Origin of the sequence: Solibacillus sp. FSL K6-1781, from assembly GCF_038630735.1 — a bacterium.
GTDB lineage: Bacteria > Bacillota > Bacilli > Bacillales_A > Planococcaceae > Solibacillus > Solibacillus silvestris.
Genome location: NZ_CP152038.1, coordinates 3045001 through 3062414 on the forward strand (window position 1 = coordinate 3045001; position 17414 = coordinate 3062414).

Here is a 17414-nt window from a genome sequence, read left to right on the forward strand (position 1 = left end):
AGCGGCTGCATTGTTACTAACACTGTAGAACTGGCTACAGAAGTGTAATTTAATGATTCAAACCATAAAATAAAATGAAATGATAAAAATACCCCTGCGATTGATGAAAAGATCCAATCGCGTTTTGACAGCACTTTTATTTCATTTTTATATTTCATCAAAAACCACGGGAGCATAATCATTATCGAAAACAGCATACGGTAAAAGGCAATAACTCCAGCATCTGCACTTGAAAGTTTTACAAAAATCGCAGAAAGGGAAACAGAGATTACCCCAATAATAATAGGGATATACGGGTGGATTGGTGGTTTTTCCACTAAAATCCCTTCTTTCTATAATATATTATCTAATACGAAATATTTTGCGATACCTCATATCACATTATCAAACTATACCTTATTAAGAATTATTTTTCGATAGGATTTGAATTCCATTTAACATGAAGGAGATGTTTGGATATGGAATGGTTAGCGAATGATAAATTTACGTTAGAAATTTTATTAAAATTATTAATTGCGGCTACACTAAGTTTAATTATTGGTATCGAAAGGGAATTGAAAAAGAAGCCAGTCGGTCTAAAGACAAGTTTAGTTATTGCAACGTTTAGTTGTTTACTTACGATTATCTCAATTGAGACTGCCTATTCAACACCTGCACGAGACGATATTAACATTACGATGGATCCATTGCGATTAGCCGCACAAATTGTAAGTGGTATTGGTTTTTTAGGTGCTGGTGTTATTTTGCGTAAGGGGAATGACAGTATAACGGGTCTTACAACAGCAGCAATGATTTGGGGAGCAGCCGGAATCGGAATTGCCGTAGGAGCTGGCTTTTATATTGAAGCTTTTATTACTGTGATTATTGTCGTACTGGGCATTGAACTACTGGCACCTTTTCTGTTTAGATTCGGTCCAAAACGTCTAAGAATGCGTGAAGTGTCTTTAATTATCAATACCGACCAAGCAGATAATATAAAAAACCTCGTGGATTATTTGAGGGAGCATGATATGTATATTGATAATATTTCAATCAGGGATGTACCATTTTCTGATAAGCTGTTGCACGAAATCGATATACGATTGTCGACCGTCGAAACGAATCATACAATCGAACTTTACAACCGGCTGCGAAAGTTGGATTATGTAAGAAATATTAAAATAGAATATTTAGATTAACGGAGGAAAACGCAATGGGAGAACTATTTAAATTACTCAAGGATGGTAATAAACCGTCATTACTCGCTGCATTCGTCAATACATTTTTAGGAACGATTAAAGGAGTTGCGTTCTTCTTTACTGGAAATGTTGCGATGTTCGCCGAAATGATGCACTCTTTCGGGGATGCTGCAAACCAATTTTTCGTATTCATAGGCTCTGCCCTAGCAAAAAAGGCTCCTACTCCAAAATTCCCAAATGGTTACGGACGTATAGTTAACTTAGTCTGTTTGGGCGCCGTTTTAATTGTAGCAATCCTTTCATATGAAACAATTAAAGAAGGATGGCATCATTTTATGCATCCTGCAACGGAATCTTCAGGAGTTTTGATTGCTCTTGGTGTATTGGCAATTGGTATCATTCTAGAAGGTTTTGTTTTAAATAAAGCTGCAAAAGAAGTGCTTCATGAAGTTAGCGTAGAACCTAAAGGGATAATAATATTCCAGTCTGCAAAATATTTAAAGCGTGCAAAACCAGCGACAAAGCTTGTATGGATGGAAGACTTAGTGGCGACTTCAGGTAATGTCCTAGCGTTTTTAGCAATTGTTATAGCATATTTCACCGAATTTTACCGATTAGAAGGATTTATTTCAATGGTAATCGGTTTAATGATGTTTTACGTAGTTGGCCGTGTCTTTTTAGATAATGCACGTGGGGCAATTGGAGAAACTGATGAGGAAATGCTTGTGCATATCGGAAATCTTGTGATGGAAGATCCTCATGTAACAGATATCGCACGACTTGAAGTAATTAAAGAAGGCGAATTCTTACATGTTGAACTTATTGCGGAAACAGATCCAAGTTTGTCTCTCGCTTATTTAGATGATGTACGCGACCATTTAACTACACTGCTGTTAAACCAAAAAGGTGTGACAAAAGTTACGTTGGCGTTCGATGAGGATAATGGAGAACGCAGCTGGACACATATCGCTACAAAACCCGAATCAGAAAAAGGCATGATTTAATTGAATCAAGTAAAAAGGAAGCTGGTCCCACTATCCGACCGCTTCCTTTTTTTCACGTTCTTATAAAGACATTTCTAAAATTTTGCGTACATCCTCTGCTTCAAGTTTATTGAAGTTGCCGAATGGACCATATACTAGGCAATGCTCAACCATTTCTTCGAAGTGTGTAGCATCAATATCATAGTCAGCTAAGCGATTCGGGGCACCAAGAGATGTCCAAAACGCTGATAATGCTTCAATACCTTCCAAACCAACTTGTTCCTCTGATTTGTTTGTCGGATCAATATTGAATACATTTACAGCTAATTTTGCAAAACGGGAAGGATTCACATGTAAATTATGCTTCATCCAGTTCGGGAATAAAATAGCTAAGCCGCTTGCATGTGCAATATCGTAATATGCTGATACCGCATGCTCAATATTATGCGTTGCCCAGTCACCGCGTGAGCCTAATGCCAGGAAACCATTTAGGCCGATTGTTCCTGCAAGCATTAATGTTTCGCGATGCTCATAGTTAGACGGATCTTTCAATGTTTTTGGTGCAACATCGATCAGCGTACGTAAAATCCCTTCGCTCATTTCATCTGTAATCGGTGTGTTTGTAGCATTGTTGAAATACTGTTCAAAGATATGAGACATTGTATCAACAACACCATTTACCGTTTGGTTTGCCGGCACTGAATAAGTATAGGATGGATCTAAAATCGAGAATTTCGGGAAAGTTGCCGGGCTACCCCAACCATACTTCTCTTTTGTTTCTAAGTTCGTAATAACCGAACCTGAGTTCATTTCAGATGCTGTCGCTGCTAATGTCAGGACTGTCGCTAATGGTAATGCTTCAGTTGCCATAACTTTTCTAGTTACGATATCCCAGGCATCCGCCTCCACTTTTGCACCTGCAACGATTAACTTAGAGCAGTCAATGACCGAACCGCCCCCTACCGCCAACACGATATCAATCTGATTTTCTTTACAAATTTCAATACCTTTACGTGCTGTTTCTACACGAGGGTTTGGTTCGACACCTGATAACTCAAATACATTCATGTTCAAGTCATTTAAAATGGCCATAATATCATCGTATACACCATTCGATTTAATACTTCCCCCACCATAAACGATTAATATATTTTTTCCGTATTGCGGAAGTTCTTTTCTTAAATGTTCAATACTCCCTTTACCAAAATGAATCTTTACTGGATTATAAAATGAAAATTCGTTCATCATTAGTTCCCCCTATTTTCAAAAAAGTCCCACTCCAATAATAGGAGTGAGACTTAATAATATAATGTTTATACCCATCCACGGAAGCGAGAGGCCTCGGCAGTGCGGCGAACACCAACCATATATGCAGCCAAACGCATGTTAATATTACGGTTTTGAGCTGTTGTATAAACATTTTCAAATGCAGCAATCATTTTTGAATATAATTTTTCACGTACTTCTTCTTCCGTCCAATAATAACCCATATTGTTTTGTACCCATTCGAAGTAAGATACCGTTACACCACCAGCAGACGCTAAAACATCCGGAACAAGCAAAATACCGCGCTCTGTTAAAATTTTAGTTGCTTCAGCTGTAGTTGGACCGTTCGCTGCTTCTACAACGATGTTTGCTTTAATTTGATGTGCGTTGTCCGCTGTAATTTGATTTTCAATAGCAGCAGGCACTAAAATATCGCAATCCAGTTCCAAAAGCTCTTTGTTTGAAATTGTATTTTCAAACAATGTAGTAACCGTTCCAAATGAATCGCGGCGATCTAATAAGTAATCGATATCCAAACCATTCGGATCATGCAACGCACCGTGTGCATCTGAAATACCGATAACTTTCGCTCCTAAATCACTCATAAACTTCGCTAAGAAACTACCTGCGTTACCGAAGCCTTGAATAACCACTCGTGCGCCTTTAATATCGATATTGCGTTTTTTTGCAGCTTCTTCGATCACAATTGTAACACCTTCTGCAGTTGCACGGTCGCGACCTTGTGAACCGCCAAGAACGATTGGTTTACCTGTAATGAATCCTGGCGAGTTAAATTCATCCATTCGGCTGTACTCATCCATCATCCAAGCCATAATTTGAGCATTTGTAAATACGTCTGGTGCCGGAATATCCTTCGTCGGACCAACTACTTGACTAATGGCACGAACATAGCCGCGGCTTAATCGTTCAATTTCACCCATTGACATTTCGCGTGGGTCACAGATAACGCCACCTTTCCCTCCACCATATGGAAGGTCAACAATACCGCATTTTAACGTCATCCACATCGAAAGCGCTTTCACTTCTTCTTCCGATACCATCGGGTGGAAGCGTACGCCACCTTTTGTTGGACCTACTGCATCATTATGCTGTGCACGGTAACCAGTAAATACTTTTGTCGTACCGTCATCCATTTTTACAGGAATACGCACAGTCAACATACGAAGTGGTTCTTTCAGTAATTCATACATTGCTTCGTCATAGCCTAGTTTATTTAATGCCTCATGAATTACTTCTTGAGTTGATGTAAATAAGTTCAAATTTTCAGCCATTTTATCATTCGCCTCTTTAAATTTTGATGTATTTGGGTCTTTCCGCCAACATTGTAACATACTTTATTCAGAGTTTGTTAAATATTTAGCCACATTTTATACACTTTTAACAATTCCTTTGATAATTAACGAAGAAAGCGCTTTTTTCATGAAATTTGCTCAAAACTGACCTATTGTCTCCATAAAAAAAACATGTCCAACTTATTAAAAATAAATTGAACATGTCCTGCTTAATGTCCTGATTGTTCGATCCAATCTTTCAATTTTTCCTTTAAAATTTGAAATCCATCCGCATCCACTTCATCGACCCGATCTTGTAAAGAACGCCGTGGCGGCATATCCCTTCTTCGGTGGAACGGTACTTCCTGCAGCTCGCGTATCGATAAGCTTATTTTTTTTTGATCTGTATCCACATCCAGAACTTTAACTTCTATTTCATCCCCGACGGATAAAAAATCACTTACATCCTTCACAAAACCGTATGTGATTTCTGAAATATGCACAAGTCCCTGCGTATATTCATCTAAAGCAACAAAAGCTCCGTATGGTTGAATTCCTGTCACTTTACCCGTTAGCACGTCACCCACTTCAATTTTTTTTGTCATACGTTGTTCCTACCTTCTTTTCGTATATACGTAAATGTCATGTTAAATTATAACATATGAGACGAGCTGTAACAAAGAATCGCTTTAATCTAGCGTTTTTAAGTCATTAAATAAGAGTCTATCTAAAATAATGTAAAAATTTCTTCTCCTTCAATTTGCAGATTCAATAAATTCAAAAAACTTTTTGCTAAATACGTGAATCGTACTGTAAAATGAGTACTTGCATATATATGAGGAGGGTTTTTTTTGTCATCTAGAGATCAATTTACATCTAAGATAGGATTCATACTTGCGGCAGCAGGAAGCGCAATCGGTCTTGGCGCGATTTGGAAGTTCCCCTATATGGCGGGCACGAATGGCGGTAGTGTATTTATTATTTTGTTTGTTCTATGTACTATTTTAATTGGTTTACCGATATTAATCGCAGAATTTATGATTGGACGACGAGGTCAAAAAGATCCGATCACATCTTTTAAAGAGCAGGCTCCAAATAAACCGTGGTTTATGATCGGTTGGATTGGCCTTGTTGCGTGCGGGTTAATATTATCCTTCTATAGTGTTGTAGGTGGTTGGATATTAAGCTATATACTTCGGGCTGTTAGTTTTTCACTTACAGGTCAAGGGGTTAATTTCAGCACTTTGTTCACAGATATTATTTCAAACCCATGGGAAGTGTTAATCGCACAGGCTGCTTTCATGCTTTTAACATTATTCATTGTACAAGCTGGAATAAAAAACGGGATTGAAACAGCAAGTAAATGGATGATGCCGATTCTATTCTTATTTTTCATTTTACTGTTTATTCGTTCTATTACATTGGATGGTGCGATGGAAGGCGTTAAATTCATGTTCGTTCCGGACTGGTCATACTTGAGCGGCGATACGTTAATGTTAGCGTTAGGTCAAGCGTTCTTCTCTCTTAGTATTGGAGTTGCGGCAATGATAACATACGCATCTTATTTATCTAAGAAAGAAAAAATTGTAACTTCTGCTGTAAATGTTGCGAGTATGAATATTGCGATTTCTTTATTGGCAGGCCTTGTTATATTTCCTGCAGTATTCGCATTAGGCTTTTCTCCTACAGAGGGACCTGGCTTAGTATTTATAATGATCCCAGCGGTTTTTGAACAATTGCCATTTGGCGGATTTTTATTGCTGGTATTTTTCATCTTACTCCTGTTTGCAACAGTTACATCAGCGATTGCATTACTGGAAGTGGTCGTTTCAATCGGTATTCGAGAAAAAACAGCTCAGCGTAAAAAAGCCTCTTGGTTATTAGCATCGATTATTTTTATTGTCGGGATTCCCAGTGCTTTGTCATTCGGAATTTTATCGGACATCACCATTTTCGAACGGTCTATTTTTGACTTTGTTGATTATGTAACAAGTGCGATTTTAATGCCGATCGGTGCCTTTTTAACTTCTATTTTTGCCGGATATTATTATTCAAAGAAAATTTCTCGTGAAGAAATGCAGGCATCCCCAATTGTTTATAATAGCTGGTTGTTTATTGTACGTTATGTAGCCCCACTTTCAATTGCGGCTATCTTTATTAATAAAGTTTTCTTTAGTTAAACTTGAAAAACTTGTCCGATTTAAAAATCGGACAAGTTTTTTTTATTATTTAGAGGACTTTATAAGTTGTTGTTCATATGATAGTAAACATATACGGGGAGGAGATGGGAAATGAAATTGCAGTTTCAGGAACAGATGAAAACTTTACGTTCGGAAAAGAATTTATCAATTGAAGAGCTTTCATTACGAACACAAATCAGTATTGAAAAACTGACAGCCTACGAAAACGGTGAGCAAATTCCTTCAACCCAAACCATACTAATTTTATCAACTATTTTGGAAGTTCCGGTTTTGAACTTAATTGACGGATTACATTAAAATGCGGGCGACCTCAGCTTACAGGTCGCCTGCTTTTTATATAATACACTTCGCTTCGAATTTTACGGCAATTAATTTATATGCGATTGCAACACATTGCTCAAAAGGAATCCATTGTTCAAAAGAGTATTCATAAACTCTTTGAATGACTTTTGCCAATGTTGTTGGATCGTCAATATTTTGAAGTGCAGCGACAACATCTGCCGTTTCAGTAGAATAACTATCGGTACCGTAGCTAAAAGGGTCCCACTGTTCCAATAAATGTACACATTTTTGATTCATTTCAATATTATCCATTTGATTCACCTAACTACCTCTTATAATAGTAAGTATGATACCATAATTTGAAAGAAATCATAAGAAAAGAGGATTCAAATGTCTATTTTTAATAAAGTTCATGATCGTCGCGGTTCCGCATCTGTAAAATGGGATATGATGAATGTCGTTTACAATCTGAAAGATAATACTACAGAACTACTGCCGATGTGGGTAGCAGATATGGACTTCCCTCCACCTGCAGCTTTAACAGAAGCACTAAAGGCTCGATTGGAGCACCCTATCTTTGGCTATACATTTGCTGACAACGATGTGAAAAATGCAATTGTTCATTGGTATAAAACGCGCCACCAATGGACGATTGATCCTAACACAATTATTTTCCAGCCTGGTGTTGTGCCGGCAATCGCGACCATTATCGAAACCTTTACAGAGGTTGGTGATAAAATCGGTATGTCCACTCCAGCATACCCACCATTCACCAATGTACCGGCTGCTCAGAAACGTGAAGTCGTAACATGTGTATTAACTGAAGAAAATGGTCATTATACGATGGATTTTGCTGAGCTTGAAGAAATATTCCGCGCCGGTATTAAATTATTTGTTTTATGTAATCCGCATAACCCGATCGGTATTGTTTGGAGCCGTGAAGAGCTGGAGCAGTTAGTCGCACTATGTGTTCAATACGATGTCTATCTATTATCCGATGAAATTCATGCGGATATTTCAATACAAAAATCATATACGCCTGTATTAACGTTAGCGAATGCAAACGAGGCAAAAATTATCACATGTATTGCACCAACAAAAACGTTTAATATTGCCGGAATTCATGCCGCAATGATTGTTGCATCAGACCGTAAACTATTTACGGCAATCGAGAAAAATACACAGGCACACGGTAATTTAGGTTTAAATACATTTGCTTCGACTGCTGTAAAGGCTGTCTATTCAGAAGGAGCAGCGTGGTTGGACGATCTTCTTGTTTATATAAAAAACAATATGGAATATGTTGCGAAAGAATTGAACGCTATTGAAGGACTTGATGTGGAAATTCCCGATGCGACGTATTTAATGTGGATTGACTATCGTAAAACAGGGATTGAAGAAAAGGAACTAATGGCACGACTTCTATCAGTAGGACAAGTTGCGCTAGATCCAGGGACAAAATACGGGGAAGCAGGAAGAGGCTTCTTACGTATCAATGTAGCTTGTCCATTCGAACTGTTGCAGGACGGGGTTGAACGCATTAAAAGAACGATGGCAACATTTGAATAATGAATCAAAGGGGCAGCCTGGAAATATTAATTTCCGGACTGCCCCATTTTTATTACATCATTTTGATTATTGCTTTTGATATTCTTCCTTAGCGTTTTCTTTAGCGATTCGCGCATCACGTTCTTTTAATGCGCGTTCTTCCAAAATTTTAGCCTGTGCTGCTTGGCGAGCAGCGATGCGGCGGATGAACCGGAATGTAACAAAAACAATAATCAGTAATATAGCGAATTCAATTGCAGCTGGAAGATAAAGTGATTTGTCTTCCGGGAAATATAAAAAGCCACCAGAGAAATTCATTAAAAATTGGTTCACTAGCCCACACGTCCTTTAAAAATTAGTCAATTACTGTGATTGACTCAATCTTAACATCTTCTTTAGGCTTATCGTGCATATTTCGGTCAACTTTAACAATATTGTCAACAACATCCATACCTTCAACAACTTGGCCAAATACTGTATGTTTGCCGTCTAACCACGGTGTACCGCCGTTTTGTTTGTAAAATTCTACTTCATCTTTTGACCAGCCGCGCACTTCCATCTGTTTTAACATCGATACTTCAACTTGTGGTGCTTGAACGATAAAGAATTGAGAACCGTTCGTACCAGGGCCCGCATTTGCCATAGATAATGCGCCGCGGATGTTCATTAACTCAGGCACACATTCATCTTCGAATGTGCCGCCCCAAATAGACTCGCCGCCCATACCAGTACCAGTTGGATCGCCACCTTGAACCATGAAGTTCGGAATTACACGGTGGAAAATAATACCGTTATAGTAACCTGATTTTGCATGACCTAAAAAGTTTTCAACTGTTTTTGGTGCGTGCTCCGGGAATAATTTAATTTTGATTGAACCCATAGTTGTGTTCATTTCTACCATTACTTCGCCTGGATTTAGTTCTTTCGATAATTGTGGAAACATTTTTGTCTCTCCTTTAAATAAAATGTGGAATGGATGGGTATAGGTATAGAACCAAACTTCCCCTTTAATACCAAGTCCCAGTTTACCATAACTCTAATATTTTAAGCCACTATGTTGCGAAGGACTTCCTTCGTATTACGAAATAAGCTATACTATATTTTAATAAAAAAGGAAGAATGTGATACTTTTGAAAAATATGCGACATAATTTCATCATCATTTTAGTAGCAAACTTTATTGTTGCAGCGTCTGTTACGATGATTATGCCGTTTTTGTCTTTATATATTGATACGCTCGGTGATTTTTCCGATGATTATGTCCAAACATGGGCGGGGATAATCTTTGCGGCTACATTTATTACCGCATTTTTAATGTCCCCGATTTGGGGGAGAATTGCTGACAAATACGGGTACAAACCTATCATGATCATCAACTGTTTTGGTGTGGGGTTAAGTATCTTTTTAATGGGCTATGTTCAAAATGTCGAGCAGTTTTTTGTATTGCGACTTGCAATGGGTGTTGTAACAGGCTTTATCCCTACTTCCATTGCATTTATCAGTAAACATACCCCAAAGGAAGTTGCCGGAAAGACGCTTGGGACATTGCAGATGGGAAGTGTCGGCGGGACATTATTCGGTCCTGTATTAGGAGGCTTGATGGCAGATACTTTTGGCTTTAAATATACATTTCTCATTACCGCAGTCACAATTACAATTGCAGCAACTATTATCATTTTCGGAATTCATGAACCGACCATTATTCGAAAAGTTAAGAATGCCATTTATTCACGGAAAAATGTAATTTGGGCCATTTTCCATCACCGCCTCATATTAAATGTTATGTTCGTAACTTCTCTCATTCAGATCGGGAACTTTAGTATTCAGCCATTGCTGTCCCTATACGTATCTGAACTTACCCCTTCTCAGGAAGTAGCAATGCTCGCTGGTGTTACCTTCAGTGCTGCAGGGCTTGGTAATATATGTTTCGCAAGATTTTGGGGGAAATTAGCTGACCATTATGGTTATGAACGGATTTTATCGTACTTGTTAATATTGGCTGTTATTTTCATCATTCCGCAGGCTTTCGTTACAGAGTTATGGCAGCTGATCATACTACGGTTCTTATTCGGAATTATATCCGGTGGTCTAATCCCGATTACATCCGCGCTTATTCGCCGTGAAGCACCAATTGAAGTACAAGGTGAAATTATGGGCTATAACCAGAGTTTCCGTTTCCTTGGCAATATAATCGGGCCGGTATTAGGCGGGGTTGTAGCAAGCCTAGGTGGAATCCACTCCGTATTTTATACGACCGGCCTGCTATTTTTTATCGGCTTTGTCATTATGTCTTTTTTGAAAAAGCTTCCAGTTCAGTATATGGACGAGATGTTAAAAAAACATGGTTAAATGTTCAATGTTTATATGGTATCCTTAAAAAAACAACAGATGATTACGCATGATACGTTTTCATTTTGTTGTTTTTATTTTGGACAATTTTATTGAAGATCCTAGTTAGGGGCCAATCATCCATGAAACAACTTTTCGGCTACTTTGTCATTTTATGTAGCATTCCTATACTTCTCCTAATCGGTAATGCGGCTTGGAAGGAAATGGCGAAAGCGGAGCAGTATGAACAATTAATCAAGCGATCTATTGAACTTCCTGAAGTAACTTCTACATCGCCCATCACTTTATATGATGCAAACAGTAAAATTTTTAGTGAAGAATATACTGAATGGTCACAGCAACTTGCGCTGGAAGAAATTCCTGAAATCGCAAAACAGCTATTTATTTTTAGTGAAGATGAAAGTTTTTATCAACATATCGGTTTTGATGTGAGTGCAATCGCCCGTGCACTCATCGCAAATAAATCGGAACAGTCCATCCAACAGGGCGGTTCCACCATTACACAACAGCTTGTCCGCATGCGTTATTTAACAACAGACAAAACATATGAGCGGAAATTAATGGAGCTTTTTTACGCCTACGAAATTGAAAAATCTTTTTCAAAAGACGAAATCTTTGAAATGTACTTAAATGAAATGTATTTCAGCAATCAAGTATATGGAATCGGCGCTGCGGCAACTTATTATTTCAATCGGCCGTTATCAAAACTTTCTATTGCCGAAATCGCTTTTATCTCGGCTATTCCGAACAATCCCTCATTATATGATCCGGTCGTGCATTTTGAAAATACAAAAAGCAGGCAGGAACGATTAATCGATAAACTAACCGAACATCGGGTTATTACAGCGGATGAGGCAAATACATTTAAAAATGAACCGATCCAGTTAAATATAAAGCAAAAAGCCCAGCAATATCCGAGTTACAGTACATTCGTTTTACAAGAACTAAAATGGCTGATTGCCGAACAAACGGGTTACCGTGAAAAAATCGACAATACGTCAGATAAATTGGAAAAAGAGTTTCTACAGTTAGAATTGCAGAAAAAAACAGAAGCTATTTTACGTCAAGGAGTTCATGTATATACTGCGCTACAACCTGATAAACAGCGGCAGGACGAGGCAGCCATTAATCAAATTTTACCGAAAACGGATTTACAGGCGAGCGCAACGATTATTGATAATGAAAAACGTGAAGTGATCAGCATTTTTGGCGGAAAGAATTACAGAAAGCATGACTTGCACCGTGCATTCCAATCACCAAGACAGCCGGGTTCTGCATTTAAGCCGATCAGTGTGTTTGCTCCTTACTTTGAAGAAACTTCCGCTACGCCTTATTCGATTGTAAATGGCGGTCCGTACTGTGTCGGGAATTTCTGCCCGGACAACTATGGACGCATTTGGTACAACAACATTACAGTGGAAACCGCATTCAAAAACAGTATTAATACAAGTGCTTTACGTTTATTTAATTCCATAGGGGTTGATACAGCATTTCGTTATATTAACCGCTTCAATTTCGAATCGATCATAGAAAAAGACCGGACATTTGCCGCAGCATTGGGCGGATTAACATATGGTGTGACTTCACTGGAAATGGCCGATGCATACTCCAGCTTTATCGATGGCTATTACCTGCCTGTCCATAGCATTCGGAAAGTAACGGATTTAACAGGGGAAACGATTTTTAGCTGGTCGCACAAACGGGAGGAAATATGGTCTGCATCGACAACGAAAACGATGCGCAGCCTTTTGAATGAAACGGTGGCTACCGGTACCGGGCGAGGTCTTTATAGCTCATCCGGCTATATCGGAGCCAAGACCGGAACGACGAATGAATTTAAAGATTATTGGGTTGCTGGGTTGACGAATGATTATACGGCAGCTGTATGGATCGGTTATGATCAGCCTCGTTCAATGGAAGCAATCGAACGCGCAAAAATTCATTTTTCTATATTCAATGCAATAACAGAATAAAAAAAAAGCTTGTTAGTTTTAAATAGCGCACCTCCCCCGCTAAATCCTAACAAGCTTTTTTTATACTATGCGAACGGTAAGCTCGCGAGAATCCCGTTGTACAGCTTAATAACGGCATAGACGACAAGAGCCAGTAAAAGAAACCAGGTAAGTACTTCAAAAAAGATTAAACCGATCACACCTGCAATGGACATGTACTGACTCTTCTTATAAACGTTATAAATAAAATAACAAAAAATCGTGAACACAAAAATGCCGACTAAAATTAGTAAGGATTGACTTCCAATTACCGAAGCAAATGCTCCAAAAAAGAAGATGACATATCCACCGCGTGCTGCATGGATCGTTTGCCCTTCTTTATCTTTTGAGAAGAACAGCATTCCAAGCTCATGAATCGTTTCCCCGATCAGCTTCAATGCTGAAAAAATCATGAAAAATAGTAGTACAAATACAATCAGTAATACGAAACGCAGCTCCAAATCCGATAAAAATTCACGCATTCCATTATAGACGCCGATTGCATGAAGCAATTGTAGTGATTCTGATATGGCTAACATACTGAAAGAAAAACTGAATAAAATGATTGTAATGAATGGTAAGTAGCCATATAAATATGGATTTTTCATAATTTTGGTCCCTCAAAACTCGTAATATTTCTCTTTCTCATCATAGCTAACTATGAGGGGACGAGCAAGCCTCTCCTTATCAACTTCCGCATACTTACCAGTAGCGTCTCGGATAGCGCGGATAGCGCGGATAATAAGGTGGATAGTAGTAATTAGGCGGATACGGTTGATAATACGGCGGATATGGTCCGTAACGATTATTCAATGAACCTCCTAAAAAACCTCCTAAAAAGCTCCCTAAAAACGGAACCCCAAATGGATATCCGAATCCAAAACCTGGATTATAGCGATTAACCATGTTCATGTCCTCCTCCCTTATGAATAGTGTATTCATAATTATGAGAGCCGCTAGTCACCCGCCTAAAAATGAAAAAGATGCCTTGCAAGTTTTTCATTGCAAAGCATCCCGGAGGATTAATTAGTTATCGCGCAATTCTACTAATGCTGCCAAAGTACGCACCATTGCGCCTGTGCCGCCTTTTGGTCCTAATGCATGCGGTGCATCCGCATCGGATGTCCCTGCAATATCAAGATGAACCCAAGGCGTACCCTCTGCAAACTCTCCAACAAAGCCACCGCCGAAAATCATATGGCCGTCACGACCCGGCGAGTTATTTAAATCTGCAACTTCCGATTTACGAATACGCTTTTTATCGCTTTCTGTTAATGGTAAGCGCCATACAAACTCGCCTGTTTCAAGCGCCGCACCCATAAACTCTTCGAAAAATTCCTCGTTATTTGTTAAAGCACCTGTTTTATCTTTCCCTAATGCTACAATTACGCCACCCGTTAATGTTGCAACATCGATTAAATAGTTGGCACCTTGCTGTTTTGCATATGTCATGGCATCTGCCAATACTAAACGGCCTTCTGCATCTGTATTTAATACTTCCACTGTTTTGCCGTTGTACATTGTAATGACATCATCCGGCTTAAATGCATCCCCTGATACCATATTGTCTGTAGAACCGATGACCGCAACGACATTTTGTTTCGGGCGAGTTTCACCGATAATGCGCATTGCACCAAGAACGGCAGCAGCACCGCCCATATCACCTTTCATGCCGACCATGCCTTCACGCGGTTTTAATGAGTAGCCGCCTGTATCGTATGTTACCCCTTTTCCGACAAAGCCGATGACATCTTCCCATTCAGGTTTTCCTTGGTATTTCAGTGTAATTAAACGTGGCTCTTCTACAGACCCTTTATTGACAGATAAAATACCGCCCATACCCAATTCTTCCATTTGGGCTTTATTTAATACTTCGACTTCTAAGCCATAAATATTGGCAAGCTCTGTTGCATAGTCTGCTAAGTCACTTGCTGTCAGTAAATTAGGAGGTAAGTTGATTAATGTACGCGCTTCATTTACAGCATCCGCATAAATTTTCCCGACTTCAAAGTTTCCAATGACATCTTCCATATTTGCTTCCGTCACAAATTGGATTTGATCAAAATACGTATTCGGCTCATTTGAAGACGTTTTATAATTTTGTACGGAATAATAACCTAAATTCAAACCTTCACCAGCTAAATACGCGACTTCCGCTTCTTCCAACTGATCTGTTGTAAAAGATTCTACCCAAACTGCCGCGTCGCTTACTTTTGCCGCTTTCAGTTCTTTACCAACGGATGCAAATACTTCACGTAATTCGTTCGCTGTTATATTTTTGCGTTCACCGAGACCGACAAAGTAAATACGTTTAAGTGAAGAATGACTGCCCGAATACGGCAATTTCGTAATTTTTTTAACGTCCGACGAAATTTCGCCTGCATGAAGCCATGTGTCAATGACATCTCCATAAAATTCACTAAACGCTGACCAGTTTTTCATTTGCTCACGATGTTTTTGTACTCCGATAATCAATGTTTCAGAAGTTTGTGTTTCAAATGTTTTAGCTGCTGATTCAATATTCATAGTTTAAAACCTCCTAATGTATAGTTTTATTATATACAAAACTGTTTAATTCGGGTAACGAAACATCCAATAATTTTTATTTTTCTGTGAGTTTAAATTCAAACGAATGTAGGGAAAATGATATAATTATAGCAATGAGGGGAAAGTAGGTGTAATTTATCGAACTTCTACAAAATACGCCACTTTGGCTTGGGGTTTTTGCGATTATTTTTGCGCAAGTTTTAAAAGTACCGATTCATTTTATCATAACGAGAAAAGTGGATTGGAGCTTGCTGACATCTACTGGCGGAATGCCGAGTTCCCATTCTGCAGCTGTGACAAGTGTTGCTACGGCAGTTGGTATTGAGACCGGATTCGATTCACCGACTTTTGCTGTTGCAGCGATGCTGGCAGGAATTGTCATGTACGATGCGAGTCATGTACGCTTTCAGGCTGGACAACATGCTGCAGTTTTAAACGAACTGCGCCACGATCTTCGGTTGTTTTTTGATGAAATTAAGCGCTGGCCGGAAATGAATGAGCAAGAAAAAATAGAGGATTTAAAAACATTATTAGGTCATAAAAAAAGTGAAGTATTCGTCGGAGGATTTGCAGGGATTGTTTTTGCTGCTTTATGGTACACCATTCAAATATTATAAAATAGGAGGTATGTTAAAGGCCAAACCGGCTTTAACATACCTCCATATTTTTTTGCAGGCAATCCGCTGAAGTAACCTAAAACATGCGATATCCTGCTTTTCGCAGTGCAATCATGACAAAGCCGGATACGATTGCCCCGCCAAAACCACCAGCTAAGATGATGATATCAACGAGCTGTAATGCCTGAATTTTATCGATTAAAGCCGGAAATGCTGTCCCCGCTTTAAAGAAATAATCTAAAAAACTTACTTCATCAATGATAAAAACTACGACAACCGGATAGACAATTGCCATCAACCATGTCATCCGCAATAACATATTCAATAAAAAGCCGATTCCGAAAAACATGACAAAAAATAATACGACGGAAATGATTACTTGTACTAACGAAACATCATTCATGTTATGTATACCCCCATTAATCTATCATAATTTTACATGATATAACGGGTCCTTTCAATTCAACATCCAAAATAACGTATAGAATACTAATATTGTTAAAATTCCTTCATAAAGTAAATAGTTTTATTTTTTGAAAAATAGATGATATTCGCTATAGCCAAATACATCCCCCGGGTTCACACCTTCAATAATCGGGTGAATATGTTGTGCTGCATGCTGGTTAGCCATTTCTCTGAGCATGACCGATGACAGTTCATGATGGATAATCTCATTTGGTGCCATCCAGCATGCTTCACCGATTTCTCTTTCCTGCAAAGTAAATGGCTGGTCATTATCGACTGGCTTACAATAAAAAATCGCCATATTGTCACTAATATCATTCAAAATTACACCGGAACGGAAACCCACTAGTCCCTTTACTTCACAAACAATTCCCGTCTCCTCCAACACTTCACGCGTGACAGCATTCGTAACGGTTTCGGCTGGCTGGACAAATCCTGCCGGTAGGGACCATGCCCCTTTTAGTCCCCCATATGTTTTTTTGACGAGCAGCCACTCTCCTGCTGAATCTTCTACAATTGCAGCCACTCCAAGCCATACTTTTCCACGATCCTTTTTCATTAACATCAATCCCCTTTGCTATGCTGATAAGGTCGGGTAGCTAGTCTCCCGCTTATCCTTTTCTCCTGGTTAGATAATAATACTTGAATGTGGGATAAAAAAACTTGCAAAGGATGCGTTATACACTCGTTTGCAAG

General features: G+C 38.8%; 20 protein-coding genes (1 of these 20 running past the window's edge). 8 read left to right on the forward strand and 12 right to left on the reverse strand.

Features of this window, described 5'->3' with window-relative positions:
* Positions 1 to 317: the 5' end (the start) of a DMT family transporter gene (locus MHH37_RS15340; RefSeq protein WP_065216285.1), read on the reverse strand. The gene continues 574 nt to the left of window position 1, outside the view; the window shows 317 of its 891 coding nt (coding positions 1-317); its start codon is at positions 315 to 317; the stop codon falls past the left edge of the window.
* Between the two features lie 141 nt (positions 318 to 458).
* Between MHH37_RS15340 and MHH37_RS15345 the strand changes: the two genes are divergently transcribed.
* Entirely contained in the window at positions 459 to 1178 is a 720-nt protein-coding gene (locus MHH37_RS15345; protein ID WP_008408857.1) for an MgtC/SapB family protein, read from the forward strand.
* 14 nt (positions 1179 to 1192) lie between these two features.
* The gene (locus MHH37_RS15350; RefSeq protein WP_065216286.1) at positions 1193 to 2182 is read left to right on the forward strand and encodes a cation diffusion facilitator family transporter; all 990 of its coding nucleotides are present in this window, start codon (positions 1193 to 1195) and stop codon (positions 2180 to 2182) included.
* Between the two features lie 60 nt (positions 2183 to 2242).
* Here the strand turns inward: MHH37_RS15350 and MHH37_RS15355 are convergent, their stop codons facing one another.
* From MHH37_RS15355 to yugI, 3 genes are all read right to left on the reverse strand, one after another.
* The gene (locus MHH37_RS15355) at positions 2243 to 3406 is read right to left on the reverse strand and encodes an iron-containing alcohol dehydrogenase (RefSeq protein WP_342576278.1); all 1164 of its coding nucleotides are present in this window, start codon (positions 3404 to 3406) and stop codon (positions 2243 to 2245) included.
* 68 nt (positions 3407 to 3474) lie between these two features.
* Positions 3475 to 4719, reverse strand: coding sequence for a Glu/Leu/Phe/Val dehydrogenase (locus MHH37_RS15360; protein ID WP_008408851.1), 1245 nt, complete (start codon positions 4717 to 4719; stop codon positions 3475 to 3477).
* 230 nt (positions 4720 to 4949) lie between these two features.
* Entirely contained in the window at positions 4950 to 5324 is a 375-nt protein-coding gene (gene yugI / locus MHH37_RS15365) for a S1 domain-containing post-transcriptional regulator GSP13 (RefSeq protein ID WP_008408849.1), read from the reverse strand.
* A gap of 246 nt (positions 5325 to 5570) precedes the next feature.
* On the opposite strand from yugI, the gene MHH37_RS15370 reads away from it, so the two are divergent.
* Positions 5571 to 6899 (forward strand): sodium-dependent transporter, encoded by a 1329-nt coding sequence (locus MHH37_RS15370; protein ID WP_342573668.1) that lies wholly within the window; start codon positions 5571 to 5573, stop codon positions 6897 to 6899.
* A gap of 111 nt (positions 6900 to 7010) precedes the next feature.
* On the forward strand, positions 7011 to 7217 hold the full coding sequence (locus tag MHH37_RS15375; RefSeq protein WP_008408845.1) for a helix-turn-helix transcriptional regulator: 207 nt from the start codon (positions 7011 to 7013) through the stop codon (positions 7215 to 7217).
* Between the two features lie 36 nt (positions 7218 to 7253).
* On the opposite strand, the gene MHH37_RS15380 is transcribed toward MHH37_RS15375, so the two are convergent.
* Positions 7254 to 7514 (reverse strand): YugE family protein, encoded by a 261-nt coding sequence (locus tag MHH37_RS15380; RefSeq protein WP_173364534.1) that lies wholly within the window; start codon positions 7512 to 7514, stop codon positions 7254 to 7256.
* A 78-nt stretch (positions 7515 to 7592) separates the two neighbouring features.
* Here MHH37_RS15380 and MHH37_RS15385 point away from each other — a divergent pair, with 78 nt between their 5' ends.
* The gene (locus tag MHH37_RS15385) at positions 7593 to 8771 is read left to right on the forward strand and encodes a MalY/PatB family protein (RefSeq protein WP_342573669.1); all 1179 of its coding nucleotides are present in this window, start codon (positions 7593 to 7595) and stop codon (positions 8769 to 8771) included.
* A gap of 66 nt (positions 8772 to 8837) precedes the next feature.
* Here MHH37_RS15385 and MHH37_RS15390 read toward each other — a convergent pair whose 3' ends face one another.
* The gene (locus tag MHH37_RS15390) at positions 8838 to 9083 is read right to left on the reverse strand and encodes a hypothetical protein (protein WP_008408841.1); all 246 of its coding nucleotides are present in this window, start codon (positions 9081 to 9083) and stop codon (positions 8838 to 8840) included.
* A gap of 22 nt (positions 9084 to 9105) precedes the next feature.
* Positions 9106 to 9693: a peptidylprolyl isomerase gene (locus tag MHH37_RS15395; protein ID WP_008408840.1), complete on the reverse strand. Its 588-nt coding sequence runs from the start codon at positions 9691 to 9693 to the stop codon at positions 9106 to 9108.
* A gap of 187 nt (positions 9694 to 9880) precedes the next feature.
* On the opposite strand from MHH37_RS15395, the gene MHH37_RS15400 reads away from it, so the two are divergent.
* Together MHH37_RS15400 and MHH37_RS15405 are read left to right on the forward strand one after the other, a co-directional pair.
* Positions 9881 to 11098, forward strand: coding sequence for an MFS transporter (locus tag MHH37_RS15400; RefSeq protein ID WP_155889521.1), 1218 nt, complete (start codon positions 9881 to 9883; stop codon positions 11096 to 11098).
* Positions 11099 to 11220: 122 nt separating this feature from the next.
* A complete protein-coding gene (locus MHH37_RS15405; RefSeq protein WP_342573670.1) occupies positions 11221 to 13071 on the forward strand; it encodes a transglycosylase domain-containing protein in 1851 nt (616 codons plus the stop codon).
* A gap of 65 nt (positions 13072 to 13136) precedes the next feature.
* On the opposite strand, the gene MHH37_RS15410 is transcribed toward MHH37_RS15405, so the two are convergent.
* The 3 genes from MHH37_RS15410 to MHH37_RS15420 form a co-directional block, all read right to left on the reverse strand.
* Positions 13137 to 13697 (reverse strand): YufK family protein, encoded by a 561-nt coding sequence (locus MHH37_RS15410; protein WP_008408837.1) that lies wholly within the window; start codon positions 13695 to 13697, stop codon positions 13137 to 13139.
* Positions 13698 to 13791: 94 nt separating this feature from the next.
* Complete coding sequence (locus tag MHH37_RS15415) at positions 13792 to 13995, reverse strand: hypothetical protein (RefSeq protein ID WP_008408834.1); 204 nt, start codon at positions 13993 to 13995, stop codon at positions 13792 to 13794.
* Positions 13996 to 14115: 120 nt separating this feature from the next.
* Positions 14116 to 15615 carry a leucyl aminopeptidase gene (locus tag MHH37_RS15420; protein WP_342573671.1) on the reverse strand — a complete coding sequence of 500 codons (1500 nt, stop codon included), beginning with the start codon at positions 15613 to 15615 and terminating at the stop codon, positions 14116 to 14118.
* Between the two features lie 158 nt (positions 15616 to 15773).
* Between MHH37_RS15420 and MHH37_RS15425 the strand changes: the two genes are divergently transcribed.
* A complete protein-coding gene (locus tag MHH37_RS15425) occupies positions 15774 to 16253 on the forward strand; it encodes a divergent PAP2 family protein (RefSeq protein ID WP_081483423.1) in 480 nt (159 codons plus the stop codon).
* 76 nt (positions 16254 to 16329) lie between these two features.
* Here MHH37_RS15425 and MHH37_RS15430 read toward each other — a convergent pair whose 3' ends face one another.
* On the reverse strand, positions 16330 to 16656 hold the full coding sequence (locus MHH37_RS15430; RefSeq protein ID WP_008408831.1) for a YuiB family protein: 327 nt from the start codon (positions 16654 to 16656) through the stop codon (positions 16330 to 16332).
* Positions 16657 to 16779: 123 nt separating this feature from the next.
* Positions 16780 to 17277 (reverse strand): NUDIX hydrolase, encoded by a 498-nt coding sequence (locus MHH37_RS15435; RefSeq protein WP_342573672.1) that lies wholly within the window; start codon positions 17275 to 17277, stop codon positions 16780 to 16782.
* Between the last annotated feature and the right edge of the window lie 137 nt (positions 17278 to 17414).